Consider the following 22,166-nt stretch of genomic DNA (forward strand, 5'->3'; position numbering starts at 1 on the left):
AAATGCGTAGCATTTATATGGAATCCAGTTCTAAATAAAATCAGTTCGATATAAAAGTCACGTTCATTTTTTATATTGACATTCACATTTAAATAATTTCAAAATAACGATCTAATTCCCAGTCAGTAACATGCCGACGAAATTCTCGCTCTTCCCATTCTCGAGTAGCCGCAAAATGCTCCACAAATGGATCCCCAAATAAGGAACGAGCAACTGTTGATTCTTTAAGACGGGTAGAAGCTTCCCAAAGTGTTCGCGGCAAAATCTGTTCTTCTTGATAATTTTGTACATACGAATTGCCTTTAATTTCCGAACTCAGCTCTAACTCCTGTTCAATACCATATAAGCCAGAACCTAAGGCTACCGCCAGGGCCAAATAAGGATTTGCGTCTGCAGAACCCAATCGATATTCAATGCGTTGTGATTTATCATTTCCTGGGATAACTCTTAATGCCGCAGTTCTATTTTCTACACCCCAAGTAGCATTTGTTGGCGCCCAAAAACCAGGAATCAGGCGCGTAAAACTATTCACTGTAGGAGAAACCATTGCCAGTAACTCTGGTATCAGTTTTTGCTGTCCGGCGATAAAATGCCGCTGCAGTTTACTCATATTATTTTGCATGGATGGATCATAAAAAGCACTCTCCCCCTCTTTATGTCGTAAAGAAAGATGTATGTGCCCACTTTGTCCGGGATAATGGGGAGACCATTTGGCCATAAAAGTCGCCATTTTATTGTTATGCTGTGCCAAAACCTTCATAAAAGTTTTAAATAATGCTGCCTTATCTCCAGCAATATCAATCTTATCTACCGCAATAGCAGCCTCTATTACTCCTGGACCTGATTCTGCGTGTAGGCTTTCAATGGGGAAATTCATCACTTCGCCCATTTGTAGGATTTGGTGATATAAATCAGCATGCACACTATTACGAATCATAGAATAGCCGAAATAATCAGGGGTCATAGGTTTTAAATTACGAAAGCCTTTAGCACGAATACTGTCAGGTGTCTCATCGAACATAAAAAATTCATACTCTAATGCTGCATAAGCATCAAAGCCCATAGCAGCAGCCTTCTGAATCACTCGTCGAAGTAAAGCTCGTGGGCATATGACTTCCGCATCACCCGCAAATTCCGCCATGAATAAAAGTTGATTCTCTTCAAAAATAAGATCGCGACATGTTTCGGGCAAAATACGCACTAAAGTATCTGGATAACCTGTATGCCACCCTGTGTATTTCCCATTATCATAGAGTTTATCCTTGGAGTCCCAGCCTAAAATTACATTACAAAAAGAAAAACCATTATCAAGCGCGGAAAAGAATTTATCTTGGCTCATGTACTTACCAAGCATTACGCCGTCCACATCAAATAAGCCAACTTTGACATGAGAAAGTTCACGTTCTCTAACTATTTGCTTTGCTGCTTCAACAGTTTTAATATCCTTTGGAGTTAACATGACATATCCTTTGTCTGTAAGCTATGATTTATTGATAATAGCCCAGATTATGTTATTGAATCCAGAGATATTTTTTCAAGTTTTTAAGAATTTTAAAGCAGTCAATAATTGCGTAACTATTGCGCATACGGTATGATCTCCTCATTCTACCTACTCATAACGCAATCGCTAACGAAAAATAAAATTATGCCAAATCATATAATTGCTGATGTACCCAAATCCCTGAACCAATTTCTTTATCAAGTAGACTTGGAGTATCGACAATCTCTTACTTCAATTCCTTTATTCAACCCACAAAAAACAGGTACATGGGATAAAGAACAAAAGAAAATTTTTGCTTCGGTTTTTTATCATTTAAGAGGCCACTTCATCAATTTTCTTTGGTATATTGCTAATTTTTCTCATAACGAGTTGACTAAAAAAATTATTCTTGAAAACATTCACGAAGAATTAGGAATGGGGAGTTGTTTTTCACATGAGATGCTTTACGAACGTTTTGCTAAAGAATGTGACGTAGACATTCATGATGAAATTGTTAATGAAACTCACTATCTTACTTTTGCGAGAAATTTTAATAAATCTCATTTGCAATGGCTATCAGCGCATGATGAAGACGAAAGAATCTCCGCTTTTGCAGCCTATGAGCGTCTTGATAATTTAGATTATCCGCATTTAACGGAAATGGCTGATTCAATTCAATTAAGCCAGCATGCAAAAACATTTTTTAGAATACATACTCATGTAACGCACTTTGATTCGACACTTAGCTTAATTTTACCTATCTGGGAAAAAACACCCGATAAAATAGTCAAAGCATTTGACTTCATCTACACCCACCAGCAACAGATGTGGAATAACCTATCCAATTATATGTTCTCTTTAGCAGCATTAGAGTCCATTTAACAAATATGCGGGGCTCATAATAGCTCGGATTCAAGAAACGTGTGCCGTCCTCGCGCAAGCGGGGGTGCCTTTTGATGCAGGCACCAATGAAGTTGATAATCAAGCAAAGAATCTAGAGTCTGTTAACATTTGATCCCCCAAGTTCTGGTGCGGCTTAACCGTCTTTGTTGGGCCAAGGCCCAACAAACTTTTTTCCTTAACTTAATGGCAGCACAGCGTCGAGGGAGCAAATGTCAACAGGCCTTAATCAATTTTAGGAAATTTTACCGTAAAATGAGCAAATTCATTTAATTTCCCCTTACAAAAAATATCGCCGCCTGCCTCTTGCATCAGCAATTTGCAATAAGCCAGCCCTAAACCCGTACCATTTTGACGTTCAGAGTAGAAGCGTTCAAATATTTTTCCGAAATTTTTAGAGTAGATTCCTCGAGCTGTATCCTTAACGTGAAGGTAATTGAAATTATCTTTTCCAACACCAACTTCCAACCAAATCGAGATAATCCCCTTACCTGTTTCTTCAATGTATTCAAGACTATTTTTTAATAAATTCCATAGTAGATTTTTAAACGCTAACTCTTCTAACCAAATGGAGAAATTATTTTCATAATTAACATGAATAAGCGACTTTTGTGTTTCTTTTAATGGATAATCATCGACAGCCCTTTCAATTAAATTATGGATTGGGTAAATACTAAAATTACTTGTGTTGAACTTATTATGGCGTATATTACTTAACTGCATGCTGATGATGCGATTACTCGTTTCTATCCCCCGAGTAATCTTATTCAAACTTTCCTGCAAATCGTTTCGTATCTCGGAGTTTTTGATTTTATTCAAAATAATTCCCTGTAACTCAGCTTGCAAATAAATACTCGCTAGTGGTGTACGCAGATCATGTGCAATACTGCTCGCAAACATACGCATTCCCGAGAGACGACCTGCAATAATTATTTCTCTATCCCGAGCGAACAAAACACCAATCACAGCTGCTGCAACGCACGTCATCGATAGGCTAAATAATGAAATGGTGCCTGGTATATATTCCATAACCCGGTGCGTTAGAAAATAAGAGAAAAAAGCAAGCCCACATCCTCCAAAAATGAGAATAAGCGATCCTAAAGCACTCGTTACCAATAAAAGAAAAAAATAGCAGAAACACAATTCATTAACCACAACGTAGAGCAATGATTGATAAGTGTTAAATAGCAAAAGAAGTAGGGCAAACAAAATAATAAAACGAGATACCAAAAAACAGGTAGCCACCTCAATAAGAAACGTGGCCAAAATCGATTTAAAGCCAAACAAGCACAAAGAAAAGTAGCGATAAGCCGTAAACAGAATTCTTCACTCAGTTGAAAACTTTCGAATTTCCAAAAAACACCAAATAGCGGATAGTTGATCATCATCACAATGCCAAATAATGTAATTTGGTGACTTGCATCTTCTGTCTGCTTCGATAGATATTGATAAATAATAAGTAAACTCTCTTTTAACCGCTTCATTATCCATTAGACTCATCTTTTTAACGGCTTAAGAATAGCATACTTCAGTTCCTTTTCTATTCGCTTTTTATAAATGTAATTCATTTATTCAAAATAAAAACACCCCTACTCTATCTCGCATGATTTTGTTAAAATCACCGCTCTTTAATTCAATCAAAGTGTTTATGGCAACTCCTCACACCCCCATGATGCAGCAATATTTACGCATTAAATCAGAATATCCTGATATGCTTTTACTTTATCGTATGGGGGATTTTTATGAACTTTTTTTTGATGATGCAAAACGCGCCTCTCAGTTATTAGATCTTACTTTGACTCATCGTGGTCAATCCGCGGATAAACCTATTCCCATGGCAGGTGTTCCCTATCATGCAGTAGAAAATTATCTGGCCAGACTTATCAAAAAGGGTGAATCAGTTGCCATTTGCGAACAAATAGGCGACCCAGCAACAAGTAAAGGACCTGTTGAGCGACAAGTTACTCGCATTATTACTCCAGGCACAGTCGTTGATGAAGCCCTTCTGGATGCAAAGAAAGATAACTTACTTTTAGCGGTGCATCAGAACAAACAAAAAATTGGTTTAGCCTGGGTAGATCTAAGTGGTGGTCGTTTTCATTTGTTGGAACTCACTCAAAGTAATCAGCTTTGTGCGGAATTGACAAGACTACAGCCTGCAGAATTGCTTTTACAAGAGAATTCTCCCTTAGAAGAATATTGCTCTTCTTTTCCGGTTAAAATAAGACCTGGTTGGGAGTTTCAATTTGATAATGCCAAAAAACTCTTATGCGAGCAATTTTCAGTAAATGATCTTTCTGCTTTTGGTGAACATGATTACCCTACTGCTTTAGTGGCGGCTGGAACTTTACTCTCTTATTTACATACCACACAAAAACAAGCACTGCCTCACCTAACAACGATCACTCTTGAAAATTCTCATGATTATTTACAGCTCGATGCCGCAACACAAAAACATTTAGAGTTATTTGAAAATATAAGCGGCAGCCAGGAAAACAGTTTAATTTCTATTATAGATAAAACAGCCTGCTCGATGGGCAGTCGCTTACTGAAGCGCTGGCTTGGAAGACCGTTAAAACAACATAAGCCCATCCAAGAGCGCCAACAGGCTATTGAAGAAATTATTAAGTTGCAACAAGCCCCTATACTCAATCATTTACTCAAACAAATTTGTGATGTAGAGCGAATTGTCTCCCGTATCGCTTTAAAATCAGCTCGTCCTCGTGATTTGTTTTTTTTAAACAACACGTTAGAGTTACTTCCAGAGCTTAGCATTGCACTTGGAAACAATCAGAGCACACTGATAACACAATTAAAAAAATATTTAAGTCCATTACCAGAATTACAAGAATTACTCTCAGCAGCAATCATCGAAAATCCTCCTATGTTAATTCGTGATGGTGGAGTCATTGCCTCAGGTTTTGATGAAGAGCTCGATGAATTAAGAATGTTAAGCACACGTGCTAATGAAAAATTAATCCATTTAGAGCAACAAGAAAAACAGCATACTGGTTTGTCTACTTTGAAATTTGGTTTTAATAACGTACAGGGTTATTACATTGAGCTTTCTAAAACTCAAGCAGAGAAAGCACCCCCACATTATCACAGAAAACAAACTTTAAAGAATGTAGAACGATATATCACCCCAGAATTAAAACAATTTGAAGAAAAAGTATTATCTGCACAAGTTAAAGCATTGGCACGCGAAAAATGGCTCTATGAGCATTTACTTTTAGAAATTCAAAAAAATATCAATGAACTATGCTCTCTAGCACAAGGTTTGGCGCAACTGGATGTTCTTACAACACTTGCCGAACGAGCACAAAGCTTCAATTGGTCCTGCCCGAAACTTGTACCTGAATCTCAACTTTCCATTAAGGCAGGTCGCCATCCTGTGATCGAACATTTGCTACAAGAACGTTTTATTGCAAATGATTTATATCTTGATCCATCACAAAACATCTTATTGATTACAGGGCCTAATATGGGTGGTAAATCGACTTATATGCGCCAAACCGCCCTCATTGTTCTTTTAGCGCATTTAGGTAGCTTCGTCCCTGCTACAGCTGCAACTTTAGGCCCAATAGACAGAATTTTTACACGTATAGGTGCAAGTGATGATTTAGCATCGGGACGCTCTACATTTATGGTAGAAATGACAGAAACAGCACAAATTTTGAGACAAGCTACACATCAAAGTTTAGTCTTAATTGATGAAATTGGCCGCGGCACAAGTACTTATGATGGTATGGCTTTAGCCTATGCCAGTTGTACTTATCTGGCCACAACCATCAAAGCATATACTTTATTTTCGACCCATTACTTTGAGTTAACCCATCTCCCACAACAATGGCCTTGTATCCGCAATGTCCACTTGCAGGCGTCATTAGATACTGGACGTATTGTTTTTTTATACCGAGTGGAGCCTGGGTATGCAAATCGAAGTTATGGTTTAGAAGTCGCCGAGCTTGCAGGAATACCCACCGAAGTTTTAAAAATTGCTCATACGCATCTAAAACAAATGCAAACAGGCCTTCCCGTCTCTCAAGCACAACCCAAAGTCCAAGAGCACCACACATCACCTATTTTACAAGAACTAGCCCAACTCGATCCTGATCGACTAACTGCTCGAGAAGCACTTGACTTAATTTATCGATTCAAAGACATGGAAACAATTGATATATAGCTGTATATTCTTAGATCTTGTCTGCAATTCGGAGACATTTTTGGTGAAACAGGTACCGAGACTATCGTGAAAAAACTCATCTCTCTGATACTCCTCATGACTTGTTTTGCACTCTTTGCCAAAGATAATAGTGATCCAATATCTATTACACTTCATGGGGTTTCTGGAAAAGTAGAAGCTAATGTTGAAAAACGTTTGCAGGAATTACAAAAATTAAAACCCCTTGCTCAATTCAGCTTAGAAGATTTACGAGAGCAAGTGTTACAAGCAATCCAACCCTTCGGCTATTTTAAGGCAAATGTTATTATTCAAAGACCAAATACGCAAAATTTGATGGTCACCATCCATCCTGGCCCCCAAATCATGATTTCAAAAGTCAGGCTCGAGCTGAAAGGCGAAGGAACACAAAATCCAGCGTTACGTGAAGTGATAAAAAATGTACCTTTAATACCCGGGACCCCTCTCTTCACAGAACAATATGAACAAACTAAATTAAAACTTATCGATACAGCAGAAAATCAGGGTTACTTACATGCTCGCTTTCAGAAAAATGAAATTTTAATTGATGAAGGAAATTACACAGCAGAAATTACTCTTATTCTTGATACGGGCCAGCTTTATTATTTTGGACAAATTCAATTTGATCCTACCTATATTAATCCTAAACTATTACATCGCTTTGTACCTTTCCATCCGGGTCAAGTGTATTCAGCAGATAAAATACTTCAATTAAATAACGAATTATCAAATAGCGGCTATTTTAGCTCCGTACTCGTAAAACCACAAATCTCAGAAAATTCATCTGTTCCTATTCAAATCCATACTGAGCCCGTATCCAAATATTCCTATACTTTAGGGGCAGGCTATGGAACTGATACTGGCGTCCGTGGTCGAGCTGCTTTGCATGTAATTCCAGTAAATCGTCAGGGACATAAATTTAATCTTTTAGCCCAAGGATCTTTTGTACAAAACGCATTACAGGCTCAATATGTTATTCCTGGCCAAAATCCTGTAACAGATCAATACACACTTACAGGCAATTTTTCAAATTTAAACTACAGCGCAGGCTATAGTAATTCATTTCTTGTATCGCTCGCGCAACAACATCGCGTCAAAAATTATCAACGCACTTTATCGCTCAACAGCTTATACGAGGGTTTTCATTACGCATTACAACATGATACAAAGCAATTTCTACTTTATCCCAAAGCAACTTTAACTTTTAGTAAAACAAAAGATCTGCTCTTTTCTCCTTCGGGTTATAACATCACTATTAACGGTCTTGCCGCCAATAAAATTGCTTTATCTACCATTAATTATGCACAAACGTCCCTGGATGCAAAAGCTGCGATACGAATAGATCCCTGGCGTTTACGCCTTTATGGGCATGCCATACAAGGGTTTATTGCCATCAATAACATCGAGCAACAACCATTATCGCTTGCTTTACTTTTAGGAGGAACGGATAATTTAAAAGCCTTTAGCTTTAACTCAATAGGGCCAAGTAGAATAATTAGCTACGCCGGTTTTGAGGTTCAAAAAGAAACGAAAAAAAATTGGTATCTAGTTGCTTTTTATGATGCGGGTGCCATTTATAATCCAAATCCATTGAAAAGTTATTATGATGCAGGTGGTGGTTTGATGTGGGTTTCTCCCATAGGTCCAATTAAAGTAGGATTAGCTCAAGCCATCAATCATCGATGGCAACGTGATAGTAATAGTCCTCGATTAGTGATTAGTATGGGGCCTGATTTATGATCCGAGTACTCGTAAAAACATTAAATTTTATTCTTTCACTACTTCTCATACTGGGTTTAGTGGTAGTTTTCTTATTTGCCACTACGCCAGGTTTGATTTGTATGATTCAATTAAGCCGTTTTTACATTCCCGGCACATTCAAAATACAACATGTTGCAGGCAGTCTCATCAATAGTTTTACGATTGGTGAAATCGAGTATCAAAATAATTCGATTCAAGTCAAAATAAAACAATTAAACGTTCAATGGAATCCCCATTCCTTTCAAGAAAGCCAACGACTCACCGCTCAATGGCATGGTTTACAATTGAAAAATGAAAAAAGCACCCTAATAGAAAGCAAAAAAGGAACAGCAATTGCGACAGGTATCTTACCTAACCTACAAATCAGTTTAAATACCAAAGTCATGACAGCATTAAAAAATGACTGGACCATGGACACAAAGATAAACGGAACTATCCCCTGGCAATGGACTTTTGATGCAAACCTAACACAGCCTCAGCCCTCATCATCTCAAGATATTATTTTATACACGAACCTATCTACTAAAGGTAAAATCACTGCTCAAAATCAAGGAAATTTATTGCTCACCATAGGCCCTGGTTTTTATCATGAACCTAATAATAACACCATCCCTGTAATTCACTTCAAAGGAGGAACAATAAGGGTTACGCTGTCTCCCGAAAAACTTGAAGGTATAGGCTCATTAGTTGTTGATGAACACAAGAACTTAAACGTGACATTTCAATTACCTAAGTTTGCCCTTAATACCGGATTTTTTGACAATCAACGTATCAATGGCAAATTAGCATTAGATATAAATTCATTAGATTTTTTAAACAAAATAAGCCCTGAAATGAATAAACTAAAGGGACAATTGAGCCTTGCTTTAAATGTCAAAGGTACGGTGAGGAAAAGACAAATCGATAGTCAATTAACACTTAGCAAAGCAAGTTTTTCTTTACCTAAACTCGGACTCAATTTAGATACCTTGGAACTTAATGTTCATGGTACAGAAAAATCTTGGGAAGCTACCGGTTCCGTCCTATCTGCCGGCCATCATCTAGCCCTATCTGGAAAGGGCACATTAAGTACTCAATTTACAGGAGACATTACCCTGGAGGGCAATGATTTCCCACTCATTAATACCAGTGAATATCAAATTCATATTTCTCCAAAACTTAATCTTCATTTAACGCCCACAACACATGCGCTCTCTGGAACTATTTTAGTTCCTTATGCTGAGATTAAACCACGAACCTTTCACAACAGTATTTCATTACCAGAAGATGTAGTTTATAAACGTAAAGAAAAATCCACGCCCCCTACTACTTTTCTTAATAGTATGGATATCGCCATTGAAATGGGGAAAGAAGTTGCAGTCAATGTCAAAGGATTAAAAGGCTTTTTAGATGGAACACTCCACACAAAACAATTACAAGAAGGCTCTCTAAATGCATATGGTGAATTATCAATTAGAGAAGGTACCTATAAAGCTTACGGTCAAGAACTGGCAATTAAGCAAGGGCAGTTAATTTTTACCGGTGGCCTCATTAGCAACCCTGGAATTAATGTACGTGCGGCAAAAAAAATCAGCATAACACCCACCAATTTTGCCAGCTCAAGCCAGCTTTTAGATTTTAATAGCACCAATCTCCAAAATATCAATTATGGTGAAACAATGACCCTGGGAGTGGAAGCAACAGGTCGTCTCACTCAACCCAAAATACAATTATTCTCTGAGCCTGCTATTCTTTCACAAGCAGATATATTGTCTATGCTTATTCTTGGTCGTCCAGCGAATCAAGCCAACAAAGCTGGGGCACAGTTACTTTTAACAGCCATAACCTCCATGAGTCTTAGCGGCAATACAAACAGCGCTCGACTCTTAGAACAGCTGAAACAAAGTGCGGGTATTGATTTTAATGTACAAACCAATACAAATTATAATCAATTAAACAATACTGCGAGTGACAGTACTTCTTTTATGGTAGGGAAATCACTCTCGAAACGACTCTATTTAAGCTATAATATTGGTCTGTCGCAAACTGATACAAATATTTTGACCTTAAGATACATGCTCAACAAATTTTTTAGTATCCAAATAAGCAATAGTGATACGAGTAGCGCTATTGATTTTTTATATACTTCCAAGAAAAAAAGTATTTCTAATAAGAAAAGATAAGGCCATCCCAATACCCTAAGAGACGAGGATTCATTCCATGAACGATTACAACATACCTTTAAGATTAACTCGCTTAAGAAGTAACCCCAAGTCTCGTGCTTTAATCAAAGAAACACGACTTCACCCCCAGCAGTTTATTGCTCCATTATTTATCAATGAACAACTTAACGAACCACAACCTATTCATGCTATGCCGGGCCAATTTCAATTAAGTCTCAATTGCATTCCTCAGGAAATTGAATTAATTAGCAACTTGGGTATTCCTGCCGTATTACTGTTTGGTATTCCCAAGCACAAAGATGCTTTTGGCAGTGAATCTTTTAACGATGAAGGAATTATTCAACAAACAATAAGAAAAATTCGTAGTGCCAATAAAGACCTATTAATTATTACCGATCTCTGTTTTTGTGAATATACCGATCATGGGCATTGCGGTGTTCTAAAAGGAGAATGCATTGATACCGATAAGACTTTAGATTTTCTAGCGAAACAAGCTGTAAGCCACGCTAAAGCTGGAGCAGATTGGGTAGCACCAAGTGGGATGACGGATGGAATGGTCAATGCCATTCGCCAAGCACTAGATATCCATGGATATCAACATATTCCAATTTTAAGTTATAGCGCTAAATACTGTTCCTGTCTTTATGGACCTTTTAGAGAGGCTGCTCAGGGAGCGCCGAAATTTGGCGATCGCAAAGCGTACCAAATGGATCCTGCTAATAGTACTGAAGCGATTAGAGAAACCACTCTAGATCTTGATGAAGGAGCTGATATGATTATGGTAAAGCCTGCTGGATTTTACCTGGACATCATCGCTAAAATGAAACAACACTTTCCAGAGGTACCCCTTTGTGCTTATCAAGTAAGTGGTGAATACTCGATGATTAAAGTAGCAGCACAAAATAAGCTCATTAATGAAGAACAAGCAATGATCGAAAGCTTGATTGCTATAAAACGCGCGGGAGCAGATTTTATTATTTCTTATTTTGCCAAAGACATAGCACGGTTACTCAACCAAGGACTCTATAGATAGACACTAAATTATTTTACGATATACTCATGGGGCACCCTAATCTAGGAATGCGGTTAAATCATAATAATAATGGCTGTTTGAAATTCAATATGTGCCTCGTAAGTCGATATAACTGCATTTTTTAGACAACAATGTAGGAAGATAAACCGGTTTAAAAGTTATTGATTTTTAGGGTGTTGATAGCTTTCGACCAATTATTTAATGGAGAACAAGAAATAATGAATTTAATTTTTAAAGGTTTTTCAGCAGTCCTTTTGAGTTTAAGTACTGCAGCCACTTTTGCCGCCCCCGAATATTTAACAACACACAATAACACTTCTGAAGAGTCCAATGCGTATATAGCAGGCGCACCCTCTCTTTATCCAACACCAGCGAACGCTACCAAAAAAATTTTCTGGAATCTTGTAAAAATGGCTTGTTATGGACATACGACCAATGGAAAATGTTCCGCGTCCATTAAAATGGCTACTAATACCCCTAATCCCATAGATATAGCTGATGTTACTTTAGATCTTAACTCTGGTACAATCACTGTAGATAAACAAAAGAATTATGATTATCTATTTACTATCAATGGTCCCGGCGAGGCAACGATTGACAAAAGATAATTGTTAAAAAATATTTCTCTTGAAATATCTCTAACATATTTTCTATTAGTAAGCGTTCATAGGCATGCCCTTCGTTACAATTAGTTGCCATTGAGAACAAAATGAAGCAATCCAGTTCAAATTCTCAATGAGGTATTTTCCAGTGAACGATTACGTCATAAAAAAAGCCACGATAAGTGGCTTTCTTGAAAATATCATTAAGATAATTTATTTTGTTGGTGCTGCAGGAACTTTATCCATAATCCATGTTAATTGAGCACCGACTAAATCTGCACTGAAGCTACCGCCATGAGCATCTACATTATACGTAGAAGTTGGTGATAATACTTGTGTTGAATCAATACTAGGGGTACTGCCTGCAAATAAATGAGTATATCCAATATCAACACCAATATCAGGTCGCCACTGATAATGAGCCCCCACAGCAACAGCCCAACGATCCACATCAGGCAACCGGATGTTTCTATCTGTATTATTCGTAGGAGTTTGGTCATAGCCCCCACCAACACGCAACATCAGTTTTGGGTTAAGATGGTAATTTGCCCCAATTGCTACACGCCATGCATCATGGAAGTTTTGGGGAACGGCAATATTCACATTTGCTGGAGTGACTTCAAAAGGAACTGGTGCTAGCGGTCCTCCTATATTGGGAGCAGCAACATTATTCAATTTAATTACGTCAAAAACGTGCCATCCTGTATAGACAACAGATCCTAAGAGAGCTAATTTCTCGTTTATATCTTGATAACCACTTATAGTGAGTACATCTGGAAATTCTTGCGGATCACTGAATAAATCATCATTCTGCCGCGAGGTAGAAGAAGGTAATACAGGCTGAGCTAAGGAGAAATCATCATTAGCTAATATTCCTGATAAACGGCTATGTCCGTAGAAAACATGCCTTACTCTGGATTGATAATTAATACCGATTCGTGTGTGGTTATCGTTAAATATACCCATGACACCAACATGAAAACCAACCCCCCAAGAGGAGCCTTTATTGTAACTTAAAGAATCAACAGTGTAAGGGTTTTCATCAAGTGCCACAAAAAAAGTCGGTGCCCCAACCATTTGATTAAATTTAACACGAGACCATTGCATATCAAGGCCAGCCCCTAATGCAAAATGCTCTGTAAGCCGAGTGCCCAATTCAGGGGAAATATTAGTAGTTAATACTTCAGTATAAGTTGCTGAATATCGAACAGGAGAATAAGGTGACCAATCGGTAGACAAACCATATGGAGCAGTAACACTTAAACCAAAGGTGGTACGGTCCCCCAAAGGAAGAGCATAATGAAATGAAGGAACAAAACCATTATAACTACCATTTACCCCTTCAAAATCTTGTGCATATTCAATGGCTGCTGGAAAAGGAGCCGGTAATCCAGTAGCCGTAGTAAAAGTACTCGTTCCATTCAGTTTCAACGTTGGAAATATGCCTACACCGCCGAAAACCATTTGTTGTTCACGAAGTAATGCTAAACCTGCAGGATTATACCAACCTGTCGATGCATCAGCTGCCTCTGCTGCAGCTCCTGCTGCATAGTTACCAGTAGTATACCCAGCACTTTCTCCATACAACGAGAAACCTGCTGCATGCGTCACACCGGTAGCCAGAACACCAATTACAGCTGAACTCACTAGTGTTCTTAAAGGTTTGTGCATATTTTTCACTCCTGAACTCCTTAAATATAATGCCTCAAAAATCAATAAAATGTCCGCTGGAACCGAGTTTACCTTGTTTTCATACCATTAAAAATACTTTTTTCCTATTATATTCAAGAGCAAATTAATATTAATTCATAATGAATCAATTAAGATCACAATGGGTTATTAATGGGTTCGGTGACTCGAAGTATCTAAATTATAGAGTGCACTACTTGTGTTGATACTCCCGTCCATGCTAATGTGTATTAATTTTGTGCGGAAAATATGATGCGGCAAATAGTCACTAAATTTGGAGGAACAAGTGTTTCCACTCGAAACACTTGGAATAATATTGCGTCAATTACGCAAAAACATATGAACTCCGGGGTCCAACCCGTTATTGTGTGTTCTGCATTAACACAAATTTCAAATAAGCTTGAAAAAGCGATAGATGCAGCATTAATCAATGAGCATCAAAGTATCTTGACTGACATTCGACAAGGACATCTTCATCTGGCCGAACAACTCGAGGTCAGTCCAGAACTCATCGCACAAGACCTTCATCAACTTGAGCAATGGCTTACTGGAATTGCTTTATTAAAACAAGCCCCTGCAAAAACTCATGCCCAAATTTTAAGTATGGGTGAGCTCATGATGACGCGCCTTGGGCATGCGTTTTTAGAAAAACAAGGAATTCGTTGTCAATGGTATGATGCACGCGAACTCTTAATCAGCACCCCATTCCATGACGGAGACACCGCAAATTACCTTACTGCACGGTGCGAAAGTGAATATGATCCAGAACTGGTAGAAAAATTTATCGCTACTGGCGCCCAAGCGATTATAACTCAAGGCTTTTTTGCTGCAAATCCTCAAGGAGAAACTGTATTATTAGGGCGGGGAGGCTCTGATACTTCGGCTGCGTTGATTGCAGCTAAATTACAAGCTGCATCTTGTGAAATATGGACTGATGTTCCTGGAATTTATACCGCCAATCCTCATCAACTACCCCAAGCGCGTTTATTAAAAAAATTAAATTACGATGAGGCACAAGAAATTGCTACAATGGGGGCTAAAGTACTCCATCCCAATTGTATCCCTCCTGTTCGACGGGCTAATATTCCGATGTCAGTCAAGTTTACACAATTGCCGGGACACTCTGGAACACTTATCACGAAAGACATTGATGAAACAGCACCATTAATTAAATCGATACAGATTAAAAACAGTATCTTATTGATTTCCATAGATACTTTAAATATGTGGCAACAAGTTGGATTTTTATCAGACGTATTTACAGCATTTAAACACCATGGATTCTCAGTAGATCTACTTTCATCTTCTGAATTTAATGTCACATTGTCTTTAGACATAAATAGTAAGATACATGATCGCCCTGCCATTAATGCTTTATTAGCAGAATTAAATCAGTTTGGGCGTGCAAAACTCATTGAGCCATGCAGTGCAGTAAGCCTTGTAGGACATCACATCAGAACGGTACTGCCCCAACTCGGTCCTGCACTAGAAGTTTTTGAGGCAAAACAAGTCTATTTAATGTCACTCGCATCGAATGATTTAAACTTAACGTTTGTTGTCGATGAGTCCCAGGCCAATCAATTATGTCAAAAACTACATCATTTACTCATAGAAAATAACCCGCAAATTTTCTATTACTCTAAAAGTTGGCATGAAGAATTTGGCAACCCTGCAGTTCGTATAATACCTTGGTGGGAAAAGGATCGTGATCGCTTACTTACTATTGCCAGCTCAAACTCACCTTGTTATGTCTATCATAACCCAACCCAAGCCGCCAAAGCGAAACAACTATTAGCGTTAAAATCGATTGATGCTTTGTTTTATGCAATTAAAGCAAATCCTCACCCTGAGATTTTAAAAACAATGGAAAAAGAAGGACTTGGTTTTGAATGTGTTTCGATTCAAGAATTAAATAGAGTATTAGAGTTATTCCCTGACATAGATAAAAAACGGATTTTATTTACGCCTAATTTTGCCCCGAAAACAGAGTATGAATACGCATTAAGCATAGGCTGTTATATTACCATAGATAGTTTGTACCCTCTTGAACATTGGCCTGAATTATTCAAAAATCGAGAGGTCATTATCCGTATTGATCCGGGTACCGGAGCAGGTCATCATAAACATGTCTCCACAGGTGGGAATGAATCGAAATTTGGCATCACTCAAAACGACATAGAACAAGTTGTTGCATTGACTCAAAAAAATAATATTCAAGTGGTGGGCTTACATGCACATTCAGGTAGTGGCATTCTCACCCCTGAACTCTGGCAACAAACAGCCTCCATGCTTGCCTCCCTCACCGAACAATTTCCACAAACAAAATCCATCAATTTAGGGGGGGCTTAGGTGTAGTAGAAAAACCTGGACAACAACCATTAGATTTCGCCAATTTGGATGCCTTACTTATGGCAGTGAAATCTCGCTATCCACAAATTAAAATCTGGCTTGAGCCCGGTCGTTTTTTTGTTGCAGAAAGCGGTGTCATTTTAGCTAAGGTCACTCAATGCAAAGAAAAAGGCAAAGTTAAATTTATTGGTATAGAAACAGGTATGAACTCTTTAATTCGACCCTCTTTATATGGTTCTTATCATGAAATAGTAAACTTAAGTCGATTGTATGAAGAAAAAGCTGGGTTCTCTCATATAGTAGGACCTATTTGTGAATCTGGAGATACCTTGGGTTACGATCGTTTATTACCTGTTACAGAAGAAGGTGATGTACTATTAATCGCCAATACTGGAGCCTATGGACGTTGCATGAGCTCCCATTACAACCTGCGCCCGCCAGCTCAAGAAATTGTTTTAGAATAAACATGCAGCCTGGGTGCAGCGAAGCGAAACCCAGGTTCAAATGTAACGTTTGGGGGGTCGCTTCACCCTGACTGCATTTTGGGAAATGCCATGTTAGTCGATAGCGCTCAACGAAGCCAAGCCACTGATCCTTCTTTATCCTTTATCGTTCAAGCCCCGGCAGGATCGGGAAAAACTGAAATACTTACTCAACGCTATTTGCGGCTATTAAGCACAGTAAAAGCTCCTGAACAAATTGTCGCTTTAACCTTTACTCGCAAAGCAGCAAGTGAAATGCGGGAGCGTATTCTATTTGCATTACAGCAAGCAGCAAATCATCAACCCGCCAACAGCCCGCATCAGCAAATGACACTTGATTTTGCTCATAAAGCACTTCATTTTGATGCCCATTATCAATGGGACTTATTACAACAGCCAAGTCGATTAAGAGTTATTACCATTGATTCTTTATGTCAAAGTATTAATCAGGCAATTCCTTTATTGGAAAAACAAATTGCCTACGCACAAATTACTGATAAAACAAACAGCTACTATTTAAATGCAGGTCGCCATTGTATCCAATATGCACTGACAACGCCGCAATACCAAGAAGCAATAAAAACTCTTTTACTGCATGTTGACAACCGCCAAGATCGATTACTTGATTTATTCAGTGAACTTTTATCTCAAAGGGATCAATGGCTTATACCTCTATTTCAAGCACGCACCCAAGAAAAAGCAAGTTTTGAGCATGCATTGAAAATTATAGAACAGCATGAATTAAATCGCTTCAAAAATAGTTTGCCGCAACATTTAGCCAAAGAATTAACTGAAAATGCTCGTCAATTGGCACATATAGAAAATAATCCCAACTCTCCTCGTTATCTACTTAAAGATTGGCATGATTTTGCGCATACAAATCAAGAGACGGCAAAGGCATTAAGCAAATTGCTTCTTACAAACGATGCTAATTTTCGTAAAAGTTTCGATCATCATGTGGGTCTTCTGAGTAGTTCTTGTTCTCCAGATGAATATAAAAGGATAAAAAATGCAAGCAAAGAACTCTTAAGTGGACTTAATGAATACCCTGATTTTCTTGAAGCATTAATCCAAGTAAGCAATTTACCTAATCCAAAATACGATCCGGAACAATGGGAGGTATTGCAAGCCCTATTCTTGTTGCTTCCTCTTCTTGTAGGTCATTTACACCTATTATTTAGTGAAAAAAATGAAGTTGATTTTACCACCATATCCCAGCAAGCTTTATCTGCATTAGGTGATGCAGAGAATCCTACTGATTTAGCATTATATTTAGATAATACGCTTCATCACATTTTAGTTGATGAATTTCAAGATACATCAATTACTCAATTTGAATTGTTAACTAAATTAGTAAATGGCTGGCAGCAAGGCGATGGTAAAACTCTTTTTATTGTGGGTGATCCCATGCAATCGATCTATCGCTTCAGGCAAGCAGAAGTAGGATTGTTTTTTAAGGCCAAAGAACAAGGCATAGGATCAGTCAAGCTTCACCCGCTCGAATTAAGCTGTAATTTTCGATCCACGCAAACTATTGTCGGTTGGGTCAATAAACACTTCGCCCATATTTTTCCAACACAAATTGACATTGAATCGGGATCAGTCCCATTTCATCCTGGCGTCAATGTCATTAAAGATAGAGAAAATAGCGCTATTTATGCCATAAAATTTAAAAACCGTGAACAAGAGGCACAAAAACTGATTCAATTCATTCAACATGAATTGCAAACCTATCCTCAGCAAAGCGTTGCCATCCTCGTTCGTTCAAGAACTCAATTGAGTGCAATTATTCGTTTGTTGCGCCAACATCAAATTCCTTATCAAGGCACTGACATCACATTACTGAGCAATCTTAGTCATTTGCGTGATGTTTGGTCATTAACACAAGCTTTATTAGCACCAGCCAATCGCCTTTCATGGCTTGCGGTTCTTCGTAGTCCGTATTGCGGTTTGTGTTTATCAGATATTCATGCCATAGCCCGTTTTAATACAAAAAAATCCATTTATTTTGCTTTATTAAATCTGAATAAAATTCAGGAAATCAGTGAGGAAGGTCGCATCCGGGCTGGTTTTTTAATTCAGGTGATGCACCAGGCTTTAACACAAAGATATGAAACCCAACTTTCCTCATGGGTTATTCATACCCTAAAAAAATTGCACATACATAATATTTTGCATGAAAGTCAACTCAATGATCTCGAACAATTCTGGACTCTACTTGATCGTTATGAACAAGATGGCCGTTTGCCTGATATGAAAGAGTTTCTCATAGAACTTAATAAGCTTTATTCTCAGCAAACCAACTCTTCCCGCTTACACGTGATGACAATTCATAAATCTAAAGGCTTGGAATTTGATACCGTTTTATTACCAGGACTGGGAGCACAAGCAAATCATGGAGATAAACCCATGTTACGCTGGCTTAACTTACCGACTCAAAAACAGGGTAATTTGTTATTGATGTCACCAATACACGCGCCCCACCAAGACTGCGCGTTATATGATTACCTTACTCAATTAGACGAAATAAAAAGTCGTTATGAAGCACAGCGATTATTATACGTAGCCGTGACCCGAGCAAAATCTCGTTTGTATTTAACCGATTACTCTGAAAAGTCATCTAAAAGTTCATTCCGTAGTCTTCTTAAACAGCAAGAATTTATAGATGAAGAAACTACCTATGTCACCGAAGAAGGGGCTTTATCATTACCCAAACTTTTACGTTTACCACTCAATTATTATCTGACGCCAAAACCTGATATTGCTTTTAATCACAAGGCATCAACAACATCTTTAGCAAGCAGTATTCCTCGACTAATCGGTATCATAACACATCGGTTATTACACTGGATTTGTGATCATCATCCAGAAACAATAGCGGAAGTTCCGTGGAGTTTAGCGCGTTATGAATTAAGAAAATTAGGATTTGAGGAAAAAATGCAACTCGATGCATTAGAAACAATGCAAAAACAGATTACCAAACTGTTTGAAGATCCAACAGGTTTATGGATTATTGCCAAACATCATCAAGAACTCAATGAATATGAATTAATAGTAGAACAAAAAAACATGCCCATTACTCGCATTATTGATCGAACCTTCGAAGATCAAGGCAAATGTTGGATTATTGATTTTAAAACAGGTAAAGAGGATGACAGCTCCTTGTTCAAACACCAACAGCAACTCAATGAATACGCGTCTTATCTATCAAGCCGCACGCATCTTCCCATCTATTGCGGTATCTATTATCTTGCCAGTAATCATTGGGTAAATTGGCACTATACCCCCATCTCCACTCCTGCTATTTATGATGAAATACCCTAAACAAAAAATTCGATGAGGTCACAGCAAAATGTTTGGTGAAGGCAAACTCTATGAAATCATACCTCTCTGCGTTATTATTCGACTTTAGAAACTCTAGCCTGTGGTTTGTCGACGCAATCTAATGATCTATCGCTATCACTAGATTTCTCAGACAACGCGAAACCCAGGTAAAAAAGTCTGCTCATAACTTAATAACTCTGAGACGAATCCATGACCATTGAAAATACTGTAATTCACTTAATGAATACCTTAAAAGACCCATTTCTTGGCCTTACAGGTAAAGAAATGAATTTACAGTGTAGCATCGAGCTACTTCAAAACCAACTGATTCTAAATCTTACTGCTGGCTTTCCCTCTAGCTTATTGGAAGAACAATACCAACCCTTATTGCTTCAGGCACTACAGTCCGAATTCCCTAATCATCAAGTGGCACTGCGTATAAATCATTATATTAAAGCCCATAGAACACAACTGGTTGGTAAAGGCTTACGTGGGGTCAAAAATACCATTGCGATTGCCTCAGGAAAAGGAGGAGTAGGAAAATCTACGGTAACAGTCAATCTTGCAACTGCATTAGCTCGCCTTGGAGCTCGAGTAGGAATTTTAGATGCTGATATCTATGGCCCAAGTATGCCATTAATGCTTGGTAATACAGAACCTGTACAAGTGAAAGAGGAGCATTATCTTCCTGTAATAGTCCATGGCATACAAACGATGTCTATTGGTTATTTAATGAATAATGAACAAGCATTAATTTGGCGGGGTCCTATGCTTGCTAAATCTCTTATCCAAATGCTGGATATTACTCTTTGGGACGATTTAGATTATTTGTTCATTGATTTACCACCTGGAACTGGTGATATACAACTTACTTTGGTGCAAAAAATCCCTTTAACCACTGCGATTGTAGTCACTACCCCACAAAATGTAGCAACACTTGATGCGCAAAAAGCATTAAGTATGTTTTCCAAAACGGGAATTGATGTATTAGGTATTGTAGAAAATATGTCAACGCATATTTGCAGTCAATGTGGACATCAAGAGGCAATTTTTGGTACAGGTGGTGCAGCATCTCTTTGTGCTAACTATCATTGCCTCTTACTGGGACAACTGCCTCTAGACATACGCATTAGGAAGCACTGTGATGAGGGACAACCTACCGCAACTCAAGCCCAAGATGAGCTAACAGATGCATTTACAAAAACAGCAATGAGAAGCGCTATTGAATTAGCGAAAAAACCAATTAATTACGCTGATAAATTTCCCAAAATTGTTGTTGAGTGAGATCTATTCAAGGGTATAATAGAAAGCTTAAATGGGTCTTGGTAAAGCAGCGTTAAGAATTTAGGGAGCTCGTTATCTAAACTCCACTTTAAAGAGCTTAATCCCTGGTGACACACAACCAGGCTACAACATAATAACAATCAAAAAATAAAATAAACCATGGAACGATCAATAATAATAATTCTAAGTATGCTGTATTCGTGTTTAAGTTTCGCCAAATCCTTATATCAAATTGATTTAATTATCTTTACTCAGCCAAATCAAATGAGTGGGCTAACTATAAACACGCCCCTCCTGCCACCAAGTTCAGACGCGATATCTTTACATACAGATACAGAAAAATCTGGGAAGCCTTATCGTTTGTTACCCGTATCTTATTCAAGTCTCCGTGATGAATACTACCTATTAACCCGCAAGGGTCACTATCAAGTACTCGGCCACTATTCATGGAGACAACCAGCAAATAATCAAAGTAAAGTTGCCTTGCCCTTTGTAGAACATAATGGTTGGCAAATGCAAGGAACCCTAGATATTAAACAAAGCAACTATTATTCGTTAGATGCAGAACTTCAAGTATCTCCGCCGAGTAATCCACATGAATCATTCATTGTGTCACAAAAGCAACGGTTAAAAGAAAATGTAATTTATTATTTGGATAATGCACAAATTGGGATGGTAGTGAAAATTCATCAATTAGCATAGATGGTATTCTATAACCTAAGATCCAGATCTCTCCAGGATTGTCATCTTCCGCCAGGCGGAAGATTCAGACTAACAAAGTTCTTAATCCAGCTATTTTGCTGGCCTATTTTGACCCTCTGGTTTCACATTCCAATTAGTCTTTCGTAGAAAACGTCGATTACTTTTAAGTAAATTAAACCGATTACTGCTGCTCT

At 38.1% G+C, this 22,166-nt stretch carries 13 protein-coding genes and 1 pseudogene; 10 read left to right on the top strand and 4 right to left on the bottom strand.

The features are described 5' to 3' along the window. Positions 1–88 precede the first annotated feature (88 nt). Positions 89–1,459 (bottom strand): glutamine synthetase family protein, encoded by a 1,371-nt coding sequence (locus EL220_RS12830; protein WP_027271410.1) that lies wholly within the window; start codon positions 1,457–1,459, stop codon positions 89–91. Between the two features lie 186 nt (positions 1,460–1,645). Here EL220_RS12830 and EL220_RS12835 point away from each other — a divergent pair, with 186 nt between their 5' ends. Further along, positions 1,646–2,362 carry an iron-containing redox enzyme family protein gene (locus EL220_RS12835; RefSeq protein WP_027271409.1) on the top strand — a complete coding sequence of 239 codons (717 nt, stop codon included), beginning with the start codon at positions 1,646–1,648 and terminating at the stop codon, positions 2,360–2,362. Between the two features lie 243 nt (positions 2,363–2,605). On the opposite strand, the gene EL220_RS19170 is transcribed toward EL220_RS12835, so the two are convergent. Then, positions 2,606–3,409 carry a sensor histidine kinase gene (locus EL220_RS19170; protein WP_232002449.1) on the bottom strand — a complete coding sequence of 268 codons (804 nt, stop codon included), beginning with the start codon at positions 3,407–3,409 and terminating at the stop codon, positions 2,606–2,608. Positions 3,410–3,489: 80 nt separating this feature from the next. Further along, positions 3,490–3,864 (bottom strand): hypothetical protein, encoded by a 375-nt coding sequence (locus tag EL220_RS19175; RefSeq protein ID WP_232002450.1) that lies wholly within the window; start codon positions 3,862–3,864, stop codon positions 3,490–3,492. A gap of 164 nt (positions 3,865–4,028) precedes the next feature. Here EL220_RS19175 and mutS point away from each other — a divergent pair, with 164 nt between their 5' ends. The 5 genes from mutS (at position 4,029) to EL220_RS12865 (ending at position 12,148) form a co-directional block, all read left to right on the top strand. Next, on the top strand, positions 4,029–6,566 hold the full coding sequence (gene mutS, locus EL220_RS12845; RefSeq protein WP_027271407.1) for a DNA mismatch repair protein MutS: 2,538 nt from the start codon (positions 4,029–4,031) through the stop codon (positions 6,564–6,566). Positions 6,567–6,632: 66 nt separating this feature from the next. After that, the gene (locus EL220_RS12850) at positions 6,633–8,324 is read left to right on the top strand and encodes a POTRA domain-containing protein (RefSeq protein WP_027271406.1); all 1,692 of its coding nucleotides are present in this window, start codon (positions 6,633–6,635) and stop codon (positions 8,322–8,324) included. Further along, the gene (locus EL220_RS12855) at positions 8,321–10,507 is read left to right on the top strand and encodes a translocation/assembly module TamB domain-containing protein (protein WP_027271405.1); all 2,187 of its coding nucleotides are present in this window, start codon (positions 8,321–8,323) and stop codon (positions 10,505–10,507) included. Before EL220_RS12850 ends, EL220_RS12855 begins: the two co-directional genes overlap by 4 nt. A 37-nt stretch (positions 10,508–10,544) precedes the next feature. Continuing rightward, complete coding sequence (hemB, locus tag EL220_RS12860; protein ID WP_027271404.1) at positions 10,545–11,540, top strand: porphobilinogen synthase; 996 nt, start codon at positions 10,545–10,547, stop codon at positions 11,538–11,540. A 218-nt stretch (positions 11,541–11,758) separates the two neighbouring features. Then, on the top strand, positions 11,759–12,148 hold the full coding sequence (locus EL220_RS12865; RefSeq protein ID WP_027271403.1) for a hypothetical protein: 390 nt from the start codon (positions 11,759–11,761) through the stop codon (positions 12,146–12,148). Between the two features lie 207 nt (positions 12,149–12,355). Here EL220_RS12865 and EL220_RS12870 read toward each other — a convergent pair whose 3' ends face one another. Beyond that, entirely contained in the window at positions 12,356–13,813 is a 1,458-nt protein-coding gene (locus EL220_RS12870; protein ID WP_232002756.1) for an OmpP1/FadL family transporter, read from the bottom strand. Positions 13,814–14,083: 270 nt separating this feature from the next. On the opposite strand from EL220_RS12870, the pseudogene EL220_RS12875 reads away from it, so the two are divergent. The 4 genes and pseudogenes from EL220_RS12875 (at position 14,084) to EL220_RS12890 (ending at position 21,972) form a co-directional block, all read left to right on the top strand. Further along, positions 14,084–16,644 (top strand): annotated as a pseudogene (locus EL220_RS12875) (bifunctional aspartate kinase/diaminopimelate decarboxylase). 90 nt (positions 16,645–16,734) lie between these two features. Then, the gene (locus EL220_RS12880; protein ID WP_027271400.1) at positions 16,735–19,986 is read left to right on the top strand and encodes a UvrD-helicase domain-containing protein; all 3,252 of its coding nucleotides are present in this window, start codon (positions 16,735–16,737) and stop codon (positions 19,984–19,986) included. 210 nt (positions 19,987–20,196) lie between these two features. Beyond that, positions 20,197–21,270: an iron-sulfur cluster carrier protein ApbC gene (apbC, locus tag EL220_RS12885; protein WP_027271399.1), complete on the top strand. Its 1,074-nt coding sequence runs from the start codon at positions 20,197–20,199 to the stop codon at positions 21,268–21,270. Positions 21,271–21,429: 159 nt separating this feature from the next. Then, on the top strand, positions 21,430–21,972 hold the full coding sequence (locus EL220_RS12890; protein ID WP_027271398.1) for a CsiV family protein: 543 nt from the start codon (positions 21,430–21,432) through the stop codon (positions 21,970–21,972). Positions 21,973–22,166: the final 194 nt, after the last annotated feature.

It is taken from the genome of Legionella sainthelensi, from assembly GCF_900637685.1.
Taxonomy (GTDB): domain Bacteria; phylum Pseudomonadota; class Gammaproteobacteria; order Legionellales; family Legionellaceae; genus Legionella; species Legionella sainthelensi.